The sequence below is a fragment of the Rhodococcus sp. G6(2025) genome, from assembly GCF_058628105.1.
On record NZ_CP179750.1, the window covers coordinates 3997034 to 4011846 of the forward strand.

A 14813-nucleotide genomic window follows, 5' to 3' on the forward strand; every position below is an offset into this window, starting at 1 on the left:
GGGATGTCACGACCACGTTTCTTCGACAAGCTTTGGGAAAGCGTCCGAGACAGCGGATGCGGCCAGCATCTCGAAAGCCAACTCGCCATTGCCTATCCCCGCCCAACGTTCCGCACAGTGAGCCAGCACGAGCCGACCAACACCACATCCGATTACGAAAGACCACTCCGGGTGCCGAACCCAGATCCACAAGATGGTTCGGACTGAGTTCATCACCGCAACAGTCAATTCTCGGATACTCCGCCTCTACCGACTCTGCAACCTGAACAACCTTGCACTGCAGTACAACCGGTCGTCGGCGACGATCCAACACCACAATGCCCTCGCCGCTACGGCGCAACTCTATTCATGGTGCTACGCCTACGGGAACAGTTCCTCGCCCGAAACGCCCACAACCTCGCGCACGTTTACCCGCCGACGTCACACCCTGCGCGAACCGTAACAGGATGAAAGAAGCGGTCCATGTCACTCCCTACGGGCTCGAGGGTAGGAAACCTACCCTTCGAGCTGTCCAGCTTCGTCGGTCGCCGAAGCGAAGTCGCCGAGGTCAAACGCCTTCTCAGCGCATTCCGGCTCGTCACCCTCACCGGGTTCGGCGGGGTGGGTAAAACACGACTTGCGCTGCGAGTGGCAGCGGACGTGAGCCGGGCGTTCACCGACGGGGTATGGCTGATCGAACTCGGTGAGCAGCAGGACGACACGCGGTTCACCGAAACAGTAGCCGGCGCCCTCGGTATCGAGACGCCATCGGCCACGAGGACGCTCGAAGCCTTAACTGAGTACCTCGCCCCCCGACAGCTCCTCCTCGTGCTCGACAATTGCGAGCACGTGGTTGATGGAGTCGCGGCCCCGACGGCGGCATTGCTCCGGAAGTGCCCAAGACTTCGCATTCTCGCCACCAGCCGGGAGACTTTGGCAATTGCAGGGGAGGCCGCGCTTCCCTTGCGGCCACTGACTTTTCCAGATCCGGACCGATCTTGCTCAGCGCAAGGGCTGTCCAGCTATGAGGCAGTGCGGCTGTTCATCGAGCGTGCATGCGCCGCCGTCCCAGGGTTCGGCGTGACCGAGGACAACAAGGCTGTCGTTGCACGAATCTGTCAGCGGCTCGATGGGCTGCCGCTGCCGATCGAGCTCGCGGCTGCGGGGTTGCGGGTGTTGTCGGCGCAGCAGATCTTGCTTCGCCTGAGCGATCGATACCGACCTCTGAGCATTGCGAACCGGGGTACACCTGCTCGTCAACAGAGCCTGCGACTGTGTATTGATTGGAGCCACGAGCTCTGCACGGCACGCGAACGCGAAGTGTGGAGAAAGGTTTCGGTCTTCACAGGAGGATTCGAGCTGGACGGGGCGGAGGCGCTCTGCGCTGGGGAGTTCGGCCCGAACGAGCTGCTAGAGGTGTTGGCCGCGCTGGTCAACAAGTCGATCCTGATCCCAGAGCAGACACACGGTGTCATCCGGTACCGGTTGCTTGAAACGGTTCGCGACTACGGGCGGGACAGGCTTCGGGAGAGCGGCGAGTACTCGACGTTGCAACGACGGCACCGGGACTGGTTCGAACAACTGACCGTGCGGGCACACACCGAATGGCTCAGCCCCAGGCAGGCAGAGTGGACCACCCGATTGGAGCGCGAGCTACCAAATCTCCGCGACGCGATGACGTATTGCCTTGCTGATCCGATCCACGCTCCTGTCGGCTTGCAAATAGCCAACGCTCTTCGCCGCTTTTGGATCTCCCGTGGCCTCCTGAGTGAAGGTAGGCAATGGCTCCGTCGGGCCTTGACCTCCCAGGTCGAGCAACCAACCAGATCGCAGGTCACAGCGCTCTGCACCGAGGGCATGCTCGCCGCGTTGCAGGGCGAGGGCACCGATCCCTTCGCTCTCGTGGCGAAAGCGCGTAAATACGCCGCGGGCATGGCGGACCCGATCCTGGAGCAGTTGGTTACCCGCACCGAGGGTCAACTAGCACTCTCGAGCGGCGATGCGGCACTGGCTGTCACTCATTTCGAGAAGGTCCTCGACGCGTGCCGAGCATCCGAAGACCTCGATACGCACCTCGAGGTGCTCCTCGGACTGGGAGTTGCGTGCGGACGGTGCGGGGACCGAGCACGAGCGATGACCTGCTTTGAAGAAATCCTCGCCATCACCGAGCCTTTGGGTGAAACTGTCCACCAAGCGCAAGCCCTGGCAGCGCTCGGGTCAACTGTCTCGTGCACCGACCCCGTTCAAGCGACTCAGCTGCTGACACGAGGCTTACAACTGAGCCGAAGCCTCAACAGCCCTTCGACCGCAACCAGCTGCCTCTACACGTGCGCGTGGATCGCCGCCACCGAGCACCGAACCGAGCACGCCGCGGTGCTGATGGGAGCAATTGAGAAGTTAGGGGAACCCACCGGAGCCAAACGGCTGAATCGGTACAACATCAACGCAGGTCAGGAATCGAGCCTGGCCCGCTTACGTCTCGTACTCGGCGAGCGAGCCTTCAGCAAGGCCGTCCAACAAGGTCGAGGTCTTAGCCTCAGGCAAGCGGTGGCCTATGCGCTCGGTGAAAGCACAGCAGCCGGTGACCCACCACGATCCGGTCCGAACAAAGACCTGACACCGCGCGAACGGCAAGTCGCAGACCTAGTGGCACAGGGGCTGACCAATAGAGTGATTGCGGACAAACTCGTGATATCCCAGCGAACCGCGCAAGGGCACGTCGAGCACATCCTCGCCAAACTCGGATTTGTCTCGCGGGCACAGATCGCGGCGTGGGTGGCGCCGAACGCAGGTGAACGATAGCGGACGAACTTGCCCCCACCTTCGACTGTCCGCTGTTCCGTAAGACGAACGGCCAGCGGAACACCGCGCGCTGCGGATCGCACCACTGCTCACCACTGTTCCGTTTGAGTGTTCCGCGTATTGTTCCGGTGAACCCCCGCCCTATGGAACGCTGGATGGATGGGTGAGCCGTTCCGCGTCGGATATGCCCGATGCTCCACCGACGAACAGGATGTCGGGATCCAGACCGAACAGCTGCTCGCGCTCGCAGTGCCGCGCGAGCGGATCTTCATCGACAAGGGGTTCTCCGGCACGACCCGCAAGAACCGGGCCGGGCTGGACAACGCGCTCGCCGCGGTCACCTCCGCCGCCGCGGCCGTCACCGGCCGGCAGGTGGTGCTGACGACAACGAAATTCGACCGGTTCGCGCGCAACATGGCCGAGGCCGGCGAGATCCTGACCGGTCTACGCGAGCGCGAAGTGCTGTTCGGGCTCGGTAGTTCGGTGTACGACTGGAACGACCCGTTCGGCAAGCTGTTCCTGCAGACGCTGGCCATGGTCGCCGAATTCGAAGCGAACCTGAACCACCTGCGGACCCGGGAGGGCATGGCGAAGGCCCGCGCGAAAGGGCGCCTCAAGGGTAAGCAACCGAAACTGCCTCTCGCCGCACGCAAGACGATCCACCGCCGGTACCACGACCCCGACGACGACGCGAGCTTGGCGGACCTGGCCGACGAGTACAGCGTCGGTCGCTCCACCATCCACCGTATCGTCAGCGGCACCACACCGCGGGCGTAATTCCACCTCGAGGCCCATCGCGCCGCGGTCACGGCAACGCGGCGCTGTCGAATTCGAGGTGTGCCAGCAGAATGGCCCGGGCCGCGCGCTGCCTGGTCGGCGCGTCGCACAGGTAGATGCCGTTGCGGTGATGCGCCCACCAGCTAAGTCACCCCCGACCAGCGGCTACGCCAAATACGCCCGATTTTCGGCGGATACTACGGCGACCCCGTGTCATCCGGGGGCCGCAACGATGAAGGTCGAGGCAGAAAATTCGGCACCAGCAAACCCGGAGGAGTGCGCCATGTCCGGCCACTGTTCGATCGTTGCAGGGATCGACGGCTCACCATCATCGTTGCAGGCGGTTTCGTGGGCGGCCAAAGAACGGCGGGTCCACCTCCTGGCGGCGGAGCCCGGTCACGCGATGGTGCTCGGGTTCATCGGTCGCTGGTGGGAGAAAGGCTACGGCCGCGTCGAGTAGTCGCCAGCAGACTTCGGCCGGTTCGCCCTTCCCGGATATGGCATCGGCGCTTGGGGTTTCACAGTTCTCACGTACGACGCCCACACGTCTGTCCTGGTCACCGAGGTGCGCGTACACGGCACGGACGACAAGGCACGGCGGAGCTTCCGCGGGTATTGGACGGTGGTGGGCCCGTTCGGCAAGGCGATGGGCGGGCCGGTACTGCGCCTGATTCGTGACGAGGCAGAGTCTCTCTGAGTCGCGACCCAGCTCGTCACTCGATGGCGGCCCGGAATTGCTCGTGCAGAGCCGCGGCGAGCTCGCGGACCTCGGGTACGACGTCGGGGTCGACGATGATCGTTACTGTCAGCGTGCCCGCATAGGACAATGCCGCGAACGCGACGCCGACATTCCCCGCGGTGACGGTAATCGGGGTGATGCCCGTGATCGGTGCACCGGCGATGACGAGTTGCCCAGGGGGACCCGGGAGGTTCGTCAGGAACGAGTTGACGAGTCGCTGACGATCGACGAACCACCGAAACAACCGCACGGCGGCCAGAATCCGGAAAAGTGGTCCGATCAGCGTCGAGGATGTGCCTCGGGTCCGCATCTTCCGGGCGCGGGTGACGCGCGAAACAGCGGCGAGCCGTTCCTCGAAGCTTCCTTCCAGCGGTACGCGGACGGGCATCACGCCGACCTGGTTCCCCAGGTGCCCACTGGTTGTCGCACTCCGGGCCGAGACGGGGACCGAAACCACCAACTCCTGGGGAAACTCCTTCCGCTCACGTAGGAGTTCGGCCAATGCCCCAGTGACGGCGACCAACAGAACATCGTTGACGGTGGCACCCGACCTCCGCCCCGCTGCCCGGACACCGTCGAGACCGACGTCGACGGTCACTACCCTGCGACGGGGACCGGTGGCAGTGTTCAGGGAACACCGCGGAGCCCACCCGCCGCGACCACGACCGAGTTCGGCCCAGCCGCCTCGTATACGAGCAATCCTGCGCGGAACTCGGCGCAGCGTGCGGCACCGTTCGCAAACGCCGTCGACGAACCGGCCCCGAGGCGGTGCCGCGGTATCGTCGGCCGGCTCAGCCGGGTCCGCGCCGTCGACCAGGCGCGTGAGCACGGCGAGACCACCGATCCCGTCGGCCACGACGTGATGCAGCACCAGTACCAGACCGGTGTGATCGTCGATGAGACCGGTGACGACGACCGCCCGCCACAATGGTCGTGACCGGGGCAGCGGCCGGGTCACCGCGTCCACCGCGATTGCCAGCGCAGCGTCACGGTCCCCCGGACTCGGGCACCGGACTCGGGCCAGATGGGCGCGGACGTCGAAATCGGAGTCGTCGACCCAGTACGGCCGTCCCAGGCCCCGCCGTGGCGTGGCCAGGCGCTGTTGCAGGCGCCGAATGCTGGTGAGCCGTCGTGTGAACGTGGCCTCGACGGTCGCCGCATCCACGTCACTTTCACCGGCAACGACAAGTATCGCGCCGACGTTCATGGGTACCGGTCCGACGTCCGAGACGAGCGTGATCAGGTCGCCCGAGCCGAGTTGCTCGCGACGGTCGCCGGAGGTCATTCGAAGGCTGCGTCAGCCGCGCGCGACGAGGCGAGGAGAGTCAGGACACCACGTTCTATGGAGTCGGAGAGGTCGGTGAGGTCCGGTGTGGTGTCGTAGTCCCCGGTGAGACCGAAGGCGAGATGGTCGCTGTAGCTGAGGATCGCGATCCCGATCCGCAGCCGCAGCGCGATCGGCACGTACGGAAAGATCTCCAGGATCGTGCGGCCCATCACGTGTCGTGTGGCCTTGGGTCCGGGGACGTTGGTTGCGACGGCGACGACACTGTGCTGAGGAAACCGGGTGGCGAGTCGAACGGCCCAGGCCATGGGCATGAACGGCCCGTACTGGGCCACCGCGGTGAACGCCTTGCCCCCTTCCGCTTCCTTGCTCGCCTTGTGCGTCGTGAGCCGTTCGTGGACGGCGACCAACTGCTCGACCGGGTCTTCGATGTCGACTGGCAGAAAGGGCAGCATGAGCGAGACCTGATTGTGGATCGCATGTTCCTCGGTTGCGGAGCGGACGGACACGGGAACGAGCGTGCGGACCGTGTGGGGTTCGGGACGCTCGCCCCGTTTCAGGAGCAGCTGCCGTAGTCCGGTGGTGATCGCCGCGAGTGCGACGTCGTTCACGGTGACCTGGTACGTGGCGCAGATTTCGCGAACGTCATGCATCCTGACTCGCGCGGCGCAGTAGCGGCGCTGGCGCCCGATCGGTCCGATCAGCGAAGTATCCGTGGATGAGGTCAGTATCTCGGACAGCAGGTGGGTGAGGCCGGTTGCGACGCCGATACCGGCGGCCGTCAGCCGACGTGGAATCGCCAGTGCCGCCGAGACGAGCCGGAGTTGCCGCACCGGGGACAGGAACTCGATCGTCGAGCGGACCATGCTCTCGACGCTCCCGAGGCGTGTACCGACGGTCGGCACCGGCTCGGCGTCGGTGTCGGGCTCTGCGGTCCTCGACGTTTCGGCAACGACTTCGTCGCACATGGCCTCGAACAGTTTGGTTCCGGTGATCCCGTCCGCCATGCAGTGATGAATCTTGGTCAGTATGGCCCAGCGGTCGTCGGTGAGGCCTTCGACGACCCAGCATTCCCACAGGGGGCGGTCACGGTCGAGTCGGTGCGCCATGACCCGGGCGACGAAACCGAACAGGAACTCCTCCTCCCCTGGTTCCGGGACGGCGACCCTCCGCAGATGATGGCCGAGGTCGAAATGCGGATCCGGTGACCAGGAGGGTGCGCTGAAGTCGAGTGGGACCGTGTGAACCCTGTCTCGGGCGTGCGGGAGCGTCGCGAAACGTGCGGCGACCGTGTCCCGAAATTCGTTTTGCCCGGGAACCGGACCCTCCATGATGGCGAGGGCCCCGATCGTCAGGCTCGCGTGCGGGTCGGAGTCCTCCGTCTCGAGGAAACCCGCGTCCAGGAAGCTCAAGTTGTCGTCCACTGGCTCTGGCCTCACCCTTCGGAAATCGTCATCGTCTTCCTGCGTTCGACACGAACGGGCGTCAGCTGACCGGCCACCCTGGCGCCTTTCCGAGGTTCCTCCACTCGCGGTCCCACTGCGACATCCGGTATCTCGTTCCTGCCCAGCGAATTCCGATCATCATCGTGAGACAGATCGTCGCACCCATGGTCCACAATGCGAGTGCGGCGCCCACGACCTCGAACGCGTTCTCGGTGCCTGTCTTCGGTGCGGCCACGATCTTGCCGGCCGGGTCGATCCAGATGCTGATCGTGTGTCCCGCTTTCGCTTCCGGCGCGGTCTGTACCTGACCGGTGTGTGTGGTCCCATCCACTGCCCACCGGGCGGGTGCCTGCCCGGTGGCACCCGTTGCCGGGGTGGTATCCGCGAGGTTCACAGTTGCGTCCTCGAGGAGCACTGCCGCGATCTGATGCCGGTTTTCGCGGTCGGCGCGGGATTGGTCGTCGAGGCGTGTGTGAGTCGCGGTTCCGAAGGCTGCGGCGAGGGGAACCAAGATCAGCACCAGGGAGACGACGAGGAGAAAGACCGAGGATTCGAGGCGACAGCTTCCCCGCATCAATCGGTTCCCGCTCCACGGCCCCAATCGCCACATCCGCGCTACCAGTGTCGGTTCCCCGATCATGACGACCTCCTGCGATTGCTCCTTCGAGTGTCACTCTGGAACAGGTACGGATGTAGGGCCCAAGGTCATCGCCCTGGTCGGATCGGTGCGGCGATCAGGAGTGGACACGGCGTGATGTGCACCAATGCTGCGCTGGTCGAGCCGAGCGTCATACCGGGGAAGCCGCCCCGCCCGCGGCTGCCGATGACGATCATCTGGGCTTCGTCGGCCATTTCGAGGAGGTGGCGAACGGGTCGGTCTCGAACGAGGGTCTGTCGCACCGGGACGTCGGGGAACCGTTCACACCATCGGGTCATCGATCTGCGTCGCATCGTTGGGTTGACACTCGTCGTGTTGCCAGGGGTGGCAGCCCTCCCCTACTCACCGGACAGGTTTCCCGGCGCCGGCCGTTCTCGAACCAGGACTTCCGATAAGGGGCGTCTGGGTGTGGGCGACGGTTCCCCCACCCCGGTGCCCGCTCCCACCCTGATCAGAACCTGCGGCATCCCGTCCCCGGAAGACAGCTCCCGCAGCATTGTCCGTGTCGCGGCGCGTTCGGTCAGATGGGTGACGGGGCAGGTGGCGAGTCCGCGGTCCGTGCAGGCGAGCAGAACGGCGGAGAGTGCTTCGCCGCTCCGTAGCCAATCAAGTCTCGAATCCGTGGATGTGGAGAGCAGGAGGATCGCGGCGCGGTCTTCCGACGAGCTGCCGTCGGGTGTGCTCGCGCGGCCGGGCGGAAACTCTCGTGAGAGGTGCACCGAGTGCTGCTGCGAGTCGGACGGGCGCGCCTGTTCCGGCACACCGTCGGGGAACAGTCCGCGCCCCGACCACCACCGCAGTTCGGCTTGGTAGGTGGGGTCGTCGTGCCGTAAACCGGTCATCCGGCGTGATGCGTCCTCGAGTGCGGGACGGCTTCGCTCGCCGAGGTCTTCGAGTTCGACGCCTGTTCCTGCAATGATTCGCACCAGCTGTTCGAGTGTCTCCGTCCACGCGGGCGGTGCGTCCAGTGGCAGTCGTTCGGTTCGCCTTCGTTCGATCGCCGCCGCCATTCGGGCGACGAAATCTGTCGGTGTCGGAGCCGGGACGAAGCCGATCGTCGACAGAAGTTGCCGGTCGGAGGAACGCGGCAGCCGTTCGATCACAGGACGCCAGCGATTCGCCGCGAAGGCGTACTCGAGGTGATTCAAGGCCGCACCGCAGGAGATCACCATCTGACGACCGAAGCCATCGGTGGCGGGTAGCAGCCGGTCGGGATCGCTGTACAACCGCAGGGCAGTGCCCATCACCCAACGCCACGGTTGGCTGTTGTGCAGTGACGGCGCGCGACACGCCAGCGCCACAGCTGACTCGACCGTACGTCGGTCGGGTACCACGGGCAGTTCTCGCGTGTTCACAGTGCGTCCGTGAATGTGGTGGGTGCTCCGCCGATCATCGTGTCTCCTGAGTTGTACTGGCTTCGAGTGTTGTGCTCGCAGCTCGGTGACTCTAGGGCCGTTGGTCATCGACGCCGCCGAGGAAGGTTGCACCATCTGACCGGCACATTTGCGGTGTAGCGGTCGCCGAACTCCACGACCTGATCAGGGACCGTGTCGGTGTCACAGTGAACCTTGCTGATCATGACCGGACACCGAGCCCGGTGCAGCATGTCCCGACTCGTCGACCCGAGGACCGCACGGCCGAGCGCGCCGTGCCCGTGGCTTCCGGCGACGAGAAGCTGCGCGTCCACACACCAGCGGAGCAATACTTCGCCAACTCCACCGGACTCGACAATCTCTCGCACGGCGACGTCGGGGTATCGTTCGGCCAGTCCCGCGAGACTTTCCGCCAGAACCGCAACGCTCCCGTTGACGGGCCGCGACCTCATCCGGTGCGTTCTCGGTTTCGGGCCGCACCACGACCCGGCACCGGGAGTGATGGGCGAGTCGCAACGCCGTCGCATTCAAATATCCTTCCACCGGGCCTCGTGCCGTCGACCCGATCACCACCATGGACGCCGAGTCCGCCAACGGCAACAGGGCGCAGGGCGCCGTCGATCCGGCCGGTAGGAAACACTCCACGGCGAGGGCACTCCGGTCGGCTCTGATGCTGCGCACCGCATCGGCCAGGAACGTTTCCCCTGCGATGTGGTCCTCGTCTTCCGACGGCAGGGGCCGCGGTTCTGTGTAGAAGACCGGGTGTGGGGGAAGCACGTGAACCAGGTGCAGCGTTGTTCCCTGCCTCTCCGCAACCGCGGCGGCCCAGTGTGCAGAGGCTCTCGCTGCCGCCGAGTCGTCGACTCCGACGACAACCGGGGCGAGAGAAGGTGTCCCCGCGTCGGTCACGGTCGACTCACCGCGTGCACACCATGCGGATGGCGATAGCGCCGGACGTCTTCCCAGGTTTGCAGCGGGCACATCCCTGTCAGTAGGGTCTTCCGGCCCGAATCGTCGACAGGTCTCCGCCAGTGACCATCGGCCCTAACCTCGGGCCACGGATAGGCGAACACTGAGGTGGACGCACCGACTGTCCGACCCACGTCAGGGCGGAGTGCGATTCACCAGGAGGCGATCGTGGACAGCACCATTCCCGACGAGAACGTCGTTCGCATTGCCGTGGACCTCGCCTGCCGGGCACCGTCGGTACACAACAGTCAACCGTGGCAGTGGACGTACGCCGACGGCCAGCTCGACCTCTACACCGAACGTGGGCGGCTTCTGGCCTCGACGGACCCGTCGGGCCGACAGTTGGTCGTCAGTTGTGGTGCGGCGCTGAATCATCTCCAGACGGCATTGACAGGGCTCAAATGGTCCGTCGACATTCGGCGCGTCCCGGAGGGTCCGCACTCGGGGCACCTGGCGACGATTCGGTTCCGCCACGACGCCCGGCCTCAGTCGCACGACTTCGATCTGCTCGCGGCGATCCGGCACCGGTATTCCGACCGCAGGCCATTCGGCCCGATCAGCGTGAAGACCCCGTTGCCCACGGCATTGACCGACATGGCGCGGGGCATGGACGTCCACCTGACACGGCTGGGACAGGATGCTCGTCCGACCCTTGCGAAGGCGACGGAGTTGACTGCGGCGGCACGGAAATACGATTCCGCGTACCAGGCCGAGCTCCACTGGTGGGCCGGTCATTCGATTCCTCAGGGTGGAATACCCGCAGATTCGCTCGCGACCGCGGAGAACCGTGACCGCGTCGACATCGGGCGCCGCTTTCCCGCAGGCCGCGACAACAACGCGGCCGCGGAGATCGACCGCTCGACGGTTCTCGTGCTGAGCACCGACACCGACAGCCGCGATGCGTGGCTCAGGGCTGGTGAGGCCCTGTCCGCGGTGCTGTTGGAGGCTACCGTCGGCGGTCTCGCGACCTGCCCGCTGACGCACACGACCGAACTACGGCAGAGCCGGGAGATGATCCGCGAACTACTCCCCGACCGCGGCTTCCCGCAGGCCCTGATTCGGGTAGGCACGACTGAGAAGAAGTCTCCGCCACGGCAGACTCCGCGACGCCCCGTCGAGTCGGTGTTCTCGATCGGCCGCCGCCACTCCGCTCGTTGACGATTCCGGCGACACCTGCGCACGGTCAGGACATTCGGTCGGAGGGCTCACTGATCTCCGACAGCACCGCCGACACCGCCGTGTCGACAGCTCGGCCCACCGCGGGTGAAAGCCCGCGGCCACCGCCCAGATCAGCGACCTCCACAGCCAGGACGATCATTCTGCGGGGCAGCCGATTGAGTACGGCGCCGAGCTGAATGGTGTGGTCGAGCGGGATTCCGTGCGTGCTGAACGTCCCCGCCCGAACGTCGCCGAGCTCGTCCGGAGTGAGCCGATACACGGCGCCGGGTCGCGGCGGGTCGCATACGACGGCGTCCACGATGACGGCCAGCTGCGCACCGGTCCACGCTTCGAGCAGAGTGCCCGGGTCCCCATCGGATACCGACACGCACACGTCCGGGGCGACGTGGTCCGCGACCTGCCGCGCAACGATCGGGCCGATCCCGTCGTCGCGGCGGAGATCGTTCCCCAGCCCGATCACCACGACGGTCATCTGCGGTCGAGCGTGAGGGTCAGAAAGTGGGTGGCGCAGGAGATGCACGGATCGTAGTTGCGGATGGTTCGTTCGCACAGCGTTGTCAGATCGTCATCGGCCAGTATGAGATTTCCGTCCACCGCGCGCCGTAGATCGTGTTCGATGGCAGCCTGATTCTGCGAGGTCGGAGGAATGATGATGGCGGCGCGGATCGATCCGGTGGGATCGAACTCGTATCGGTGATACAGCAGTCCACGGGGTGCCTCGCTGACCCCGTGCCCGACCGTGCGTATCGGTGGCCCGGCGGTGAAGGGCTCCGCAGGCCGCTCGTATCGGTCGATGATCCGCAACGCTTCCTCGACGGCGTAGACGACCTCGACGGCGCGGACGACGATGCTGCGGTACGGGTTCCGGCACTGCGCGCCCAGCCCGGCATCGGCGGCGGTCTGCGCCGACACTCCGGCAAGCTGCGACGACTTGAGTGAGTATCGAGCCAGTGGTCCGGTGAGGTACCGGCGGCCGTCGAGCTCGGCGTGGAGCGCGGTCGAGTGCGGGACCTGACGCTCGACCACGTGCTTCGGGAATCCGTCAGCGGTGCAACGTAATCCGGTCGACGACCAGATCTCGCCGTCGTCGATCGCGTAGCTGGAGTCGTCGTGAAGTGCGAGGAGGTCGTGGTCGAGTTCGACGTCGGGGAAGTCGAAGGACGACACCCATCGGACGGTTGCCACGGCGTGATCGAGTGCCGTGCACAGTTCGTCGGACAGGGGAATCAGTTCGGCTGTGGTCGGCATCCGGTGGAACCCGCCGATTCGGACGTTGACCGGGTGGATCGGTCTGCCACCGATCACATCGAGGATCGCGTTTCCGGCCTTCTTCAACGACACGCCCCGCTCGACGGCCTCCCGATCGCGCCGGGCGAGGGCAATCGAATCCGGGAGCCCCAGAAAGTCGGGTGCGTGCAGGAAGTAGATGTGCAGCACGTGACTGGCAATCCACTCGCCGCAGTACAGAGTCGCCGCAGATCCCTCACCGCGTCGTCGAGTTCGAGTTCGCATGCCTGCTCGATGGCATTGCATGCGCTCACCTGGTAGGCGACCGGGCAGATACCGCAGATACGCGAGGTGATGTCCGGGGGTTCGAGGAAGTGTCGGCCACGGAGAAAGGACTCGAAGAAACGGGGCGGCTCGTAGATGTTGAGTTCGACGCGTTCGGCTCTCCCCTCGCGCACGGTCACGTCGACCCGGCCCTCACCCTCGACCCGGGCGAGGGCGCGCACGGTCAGTTCCCTATTCCGGGGCGCCACGGTCGTGCCCTTCCGATCCGTACGCCGCCACGTTGAACGTGGCGAAGATGCGGCCTATGGCGTCCTCGTTCATCCCGCACGTGCGCAGCCACCCGCTCATCGCGGCGAGATTCGGGTCGGTGGTGGGACCGAAGCAGCCGTAGCACCCGCGGGCGACCGACGGACACAGCGCGCCGCACCCGGAGTGGGTCACCGGGCCGAGGCACGGTGTTCCGTCGGCGACCATCACACACGTCAGTCCGCGCCGCTTGCACTCGGTGCAGGTTTCGAGTGCGACGGTGCCGCGGCCGGGTACCAGCGTGGTCAGGACGACACTTCCGGTGCCGAGCAGCCAGCACCGGGTCGCCGGTTCGTTCTCGCGGAAGACGAATTCCCCCGCGGCGAATCGAACCGGGGTGCTGAGTTCTGCGAGCCGCAGCCGGTGCCTGTGGCCGAGGGCAGGGGGCAGGGGGGCAGCGGCGCTTCGTCGGCGTTCACCGTTGCTCCCGGTCGTCCTCCGGCCGATACGCCGGCATGAGCTGGACGAGCCGTGCGGCCTCTTCGGTGATGTCGATACCGACTGGGCACCAGTCGATGCACCGTCCGCATCCCACGCACCCGGAGCTGCCGAACTGGTCGAACCACGTGCCGAGTTTGTGGGACATCCACTGCCGGTACCGGCTCTCCCCTGACGTCCGGATGTTCCCGCCGTGGACGTGGCTGAAATCGGGTTCGAAACACGACGACCAATGCTGCCAGCGCTCGGCGTGCTCGCCGGTCAGATCGGTGACGTCCTCACTGGTGGTGCAGAAACAAGTAGGGCATACCATCGCACAGTTTCCGCAGGTCAGGCACCGGCTGGCAACGTCCTCCCAGACGTCGGCTCCGCGCGCGTCGCGGAGCAGTGCACGAAGATCCACCTCGGGCATTGCCCGTCCCATCCGGCCGGCTGCGGTGCTCACGGCGTTCCGGGCCTCGTCGACCTCTGCGGTCGCGGCGGTGTGGTGGTCGACCTCGGCGAGGACGGCGGCACCGGATTCGGTGCCGGCCTCGACGACGAAGCGGTGACCGTTGTCGTCGATGCGCTCGGTCAGTGCCAGGTCGTATCCCGGGCCGGCCGCCGTTCCGGTCCCCATCGAGGCACAGAAACACACACCTCCGGGTTCGGTGCAGTGGGCGGCCACGATGAACAGGTGCCGGAACCTGCGGGCGGTGGTGCTGTCGGAATCAGGGTCCGGGCACAGCACCCGGCGCAGGACCGCGATCGCCGCGAGATCACAGCCTCGAACCCCCACGAATGCGTAGGGCCGCTCGTCGGGTGCCGGTGCGATGAAGGCACCGTCCCGGTCGACGGACCACTGCTGCTGTCGTGGCGGATGGAGGAAGCGTTTCCACGACTGCGGGCCGGCCGAGTGGCCGAAGACCGCGGCGTCGTCCCGCCGACGCAGCCGATACGTCCCGGGCCCGACCCCAGCCGGACGGTAGCTGCGCGCCGGATTCGAGTTCGGCGAGAACGATGGCCGAGTCCTCGACGGTGGGACCGACAACGCAATAGCCGCGGGCGCGGAGGGCCTCGATCAGTTGGTCGAGGCCGCGGCGATTCAGAACACTCGCATCGGTGTGCACGGTCGATTGCCCATCCATGCGCTCACTCCTTTGCCTTACCGGCGGGTCCGGTCACTCGGTGAGGTGAACGCGGCTGTGCGTGGCCGCTTCTACGTCGGACGCGGTGAGCTCGATCAATTGGTGGGCCAGGTCGGCCAACGCACGTGCCGTGGCCAGTTCGTCCCCGATCTCGGGGATCTCGGTGTCCGCGGGATTCCGGCGGGCGAGCCCGACCCCGACGAGGGTGTGGGTATCGCGGGATC

10 protein-coding genes and 6 pseudogenes are annotated in these 14813 nt (G+C 65.8%); 4 read left to right on the plus strand and 12 right to left on the minus strand.

Translation table 11 applies throughout. The features are described 5' to 3' along the window. Positions 1-462: 462 nt before the first annotated feature. From ACLIVD_RS18435 to ACLIVD_RS18445, 3 genes are all read left to right on the plus strand, one after another. The gene (locus ACLIVD_RS18435) at positions 463-2781 is read left to right on the plus strand and encodes an ATP-binding protein (protein ID WP_491930394.1); all 2319 of its coding nucleotides are present in this window, start codon (positions 463-465) and stop codon (positions 2779-2781) included. Positions 2782-2940: 159 nt separating this feature from the next. Continuing rightward, the gene (locus ACLIVD_RS18440; protein ID WP_283332413.1) at positions 2941-3558 is read left to right on the plus strand and encodes a recombinase family protein; all 618 of its coding nucleotides are present in this window, start codon (positions 2941-2943) and stop codon (positions 3556-3558) included. A gap of 232 nt (positions 3559-3790) precedes the next feature. After that, positions 3791-4018, plus strand: a complete 228-nt coding sequence (locus ACLIVD_RS18445) for a hypothetical protein (protein ID WP_283332414.1) — start codon at positions 3791-3793, stop codon at positions 4016-4018. A 253-nt stretch (positions 4019-4271) separates the two neighbouring features. Here ACLIVD_RS18445 and ACLIVD_RS18450 read toward each other — a convergent pair whose 3' ends face one another. The 7 genes and pseudogenes from ACLIVD_RS18450 to ACLIVD_RS18480 all read right to left on the minus strand — a co-directional run. Continuing rightward, on the minus strand, positions 4272-5582 hold the full coding sequence (locus tag ACLIVD_RS18450; protein ID WP_491930395.1) for a wax ester/triacylglycerol synthase domain-containing protein: 1311 nt from the start codon (positions 5580-5582) through the stop codon (positions 4272-4274). Continuing rightward, positions 5579-7006, minus strand: coding sequence for a wax ester/triacylglycerol synthase family O-acyltransferase (locus tag ACLIVD_RS18455; RefSeq protein WP_491930396.1), 1428 nt, complete (start codon positions 7004-7006; stop codon positions 5579-5581). Before ACLIVD_RS18455 ends, ACLIVD_RS18450 begins: the two co-directional genes overlap by 4 nt. A 61-nt stretch (positions 7007-7067) precedes the next feature. After that, entirely contained in the window at positions 7068-7667 is a 600-nt protein-coding gene (locus tag ACLIVD_RS18460; RefSeq protein WP_491930397.1) for an Rv1733c family protein, read from the minus strand. A 65-nt stretch (positions 7668-7732) separates the two neighbouring features. Further along, positions 7733-7957 (minus strand): annotated as a pseudogene (locus ACLIVD_RS18465) (universal stress protein); the annotation flags it as partial. 66 nt (positions 7958-8023) lie between these two features. Further along, positions 8024-9040 carry an Acg family FMN-binding oxidoreductase gene (locus ACLIVD_RS18470; RefSeq protein WP_491930398.1) on the minus strand — a complete coding sequence of 339 codons (1017 nt, stop codon included), beginning with the start codon at positions 9038-9040 and terminating at the stop codon, positions 8024-8026. Between the two features lie 104 nt (positions 9041-9144). Next, positions 9145-9585, minus strand: a complete 441-nt coding sequence (locus ACLIVD_RS18475; protein ID WP_418341810.1) for a universal stress protein — start codon at positions 9583-9585, stop codon at positions 9145-9147. A 10-nt stretch (positions 9586-9595) separates the two neighbouring features. Next, positions 9596-10039 (minus strand): annotated as a pseudogene (locus ACLIVD_RS18480) (universal stress protein); the annotation flags it as partial. A 156-nt stretch (positions 10040-10195) separates the two neighbouring features. On the opposite strand from ACLIVD_RS18480, the gene ACLIVD_RS18485 reads away from it, so the two are divergent. Continuing rightward, positions 10196-11185 carry an Acg family FMN-binding oxidoreductase gene (locus ACLIVD_RS18485; RefSeq protein ID WP_491930399.1) on the plus strand — a complete coding sequence of 330 codons (990 nt, stop codon included), beginning with the start codon at positions 10196-10198 and terminating at the stop codon, positions 11183-11185. A gap of 25 nt (positions 11186-11210) precedes the next feature. Here ACLIVD_RS18485 and ACLIVD_RS18490 read toward each other — a convergent pair whose 3' ends face one another. From ACLIVD_RS18490 to ACLIVD_RS18510, 5 genes and pseudogenes are all read right to left on the minus strand, one after another. Further along, positions 11211-11678 (minus strand): hydrogenase maturation protease, encoded by a 468-nt coding sequence (locus tag ACLIVD_RS18490; RefSeq protein ID WP_491930400.1) that lies wholly within the window; start codon positions 11676-11678, stop codon positions 11211-11213. Then, positions 11675-12966, minus strand: a pseudogene (locus tag ACLIVD_RS18495) (Ni/Fe hydrogenase subunit alpha). The gene ACLIVD_RS18490 and the pseudogene ACLIVD_RS18495 overlap by 4 nt, the downstream one beginning before the upstream one ends. After that, positions 12950-13231 (minus strand): annotated as a pseudogene (locus ACLIVD_RS18500) (NADH-quinone oxidoreductase subunit B family protein); the annotation flags it as partial. The pseudogenes ACLIVD_RS18500 and ACLIVD_RS18495, both read right to left, overlap by 17 nt. A gap of 208 nt (positions 13232-13439) precedes the next feature. After that, a pseudogene (locus tag ACLIVD_RS18505) lies at positions 13440-14589 on the minus strand (4Fe-4S dicluster domain-containing protein). A 33-nt stretch (positions 14590-14622) separates the two neighbouring features. After that, positions 14623-14793: pseudogene (locus tag ACLIVD_RS18510) on the minus strand (dsRBD fold-containing protein); the annotation flags it as partial. Positions 14794-14813: the final 20 nt, after the last annotated feature.

Bases quoted from the DNA above. Each gene is read 5' to 3' on its own strand.
- ACLIVD_RS18435 (WP_491930394.1), top strand. From the start codon at position 463: ATGTCACTCCCTACGGGCTCGAGGGTAGGAAACCTACCCTTCGAGCTG.
- ACLIVD_RS18460 (WP_491930397.1), bottom strand. From the start codon at position 7,667: ATGATCGGGGAACCGACACTGGTAGCGCGGATGTGGCGATTGGGGCCG.
- ACLIVD_RS18475 (WP_418341810.1), bottom strand. From the start codon at position 9,585: ATGCGACGGCGTTGCGACTCGCCCATCACTCCCGGTGCCGGGTCGTGG.
- ACLIVD_RS18440 (WP_283332413.1), top strand. From the start codon at position 2,941: ATGGGTGAGCCGTTCCGCGTCGGATATGCCCGATGCTCCACCGACGAA.
- ACLIVD_RS18490 (WP_491930400.1), bottom strand. From the start codon at position 11,678: ATGACCGTCGTGGTGATCGGGCTGGGGAACGATCTCCGCCGCGACGAC.
- ACLIVD_RS18450 (WP_491930395.1), bottom strand. From the start codon at position 5,582: ATGACCTCCGGCGACCGTCGCGAGCAACTCGGCTCGGGCGACCTGATC.
- ACLIVD_RS18445 (WP_283332414.1), top strand. From the start codon at position 3,791: ATGAAGGTCGAGGCAGAAAATTCGGCACCAGCAAACCCGGAGGAGTGC.